Here is a 1,003-nt window from a genome sequence, read left to right on the forward strand (position 1 = left end):
GGTCCTGCTGGTGGCGGGGCAGTTGCTGGTAGGGCGCCGCACGTTCTGGCTGCCTCGCTGGCTTTTGAAGCGCTCGGTCTCCTGCGCCAAGCTGGACAAGGCGGTGACCTGGATGCGCAAGCCGGCCCGGGCCATCGACCGTTTGTTGAAACCGCGCCTGACCTGGTTGACCCAGCGCGCCGGCACCTATCTCGTGGCGCTTTTCTGCTTTCTCATTGCCCTGGCGATGCCGTTGATGGAGGTGGTGCCCTTCTCGGCCAATGGCGCGGGGCTGGCCTTGATGATGTTCGGCTTGTCGTTGATGGCCAATGACGGCCTCTGGGCGCTGTTGGCGCTGATCCTCACCGGAGGGACGGTGAGCGGTGTAGCTTACGCCTTGTTGTGATACGTCACTTCAAAAGTCCGCTTCACCGCCATGATCTACGTGGAATTCATGCTGCAGCCAGTCCAGTAGCGCCAGCGTCTCCACACGCGATTGAGCGCCTTGCCGTGTATATACCGAGAGTGCGTCGCTGAGTGGCAGCGACGCATCGACTGGCCGCACGAGCTGGCCGTTTTGCACCAGACGCTCAGCCGTGCGTCGCCAGCCCAGGGCGATACCGTGCCCGGCAAGCGCTGCCTGAAGGACCAGCGGATAGCTATCGAAAATCATGCCGTTGCCCAAGGTGGGCACGAAATTTCCCATGGCGCGTAGCCAACTATCCCACTCGAACCAGTCCGGTGCGTCAGCCCTGTGGTGCAGCAAACGGTGCTCGGCGAGGTTCGCCAGGGTGATGGGGCGATGTTGTGTGGCGAGATAGTCAGGGCTGCAAATTGGAAAGATCTCGTCGGATGCGGTGAAGGACAGTGCGTGGCTGCCGCTGGGGCGCCCGCTGGTCTGCAGCGCCACGTCGAAATAGTCGTGATGCTCGACCACCGGGCGCGTCGAGGTCACCAGGCGTACCTCGATTTCCGGGTGTTGCCGGTTGAACGCGGCGAGGCGCGGCATGACCCAGTAGAAGGC

Annotated in this window: 2 protein-coding genes; one reads left to right on the top strand and one right to left on the bottom strand. The window is 62.9% G+C overall.

Features of this window, described 5'->3' with window-relative positions:
- Window positions 1-385, top strand: a 385-nt coding sequence (locus tag OP495_RS18210) for an exopolysaccharide biosynthesis protein (RefSeq protein ID WP_280571181.1), incomplete at its 5' end; no start/stop codon positions are given.
- A gap of 9 nt (window positions 386-394) precedes the next feature.
- Here OP495_RS18210 and OP495_RS18215 read toward each other — a convergent pair.
- The coding region (locus OP495_RS18215; RefSeq protein ID WP_280571182.1) for a LysR substrate-binding domain-containing protein at window positions 395-1,003 on the bottom strand (609 nt) is incomplete at its 5' end.

The sequence above is a fragment of the Chromohalobacter sp. 296-RDG genome, from assembly GCF_029889885.1.
Taxonomy (GTDB): Bacteria; Pseudomonadota; Gammaproteobacteria; order Pseudomonadales; family Halomonadaceae; genus Chromohalobacter.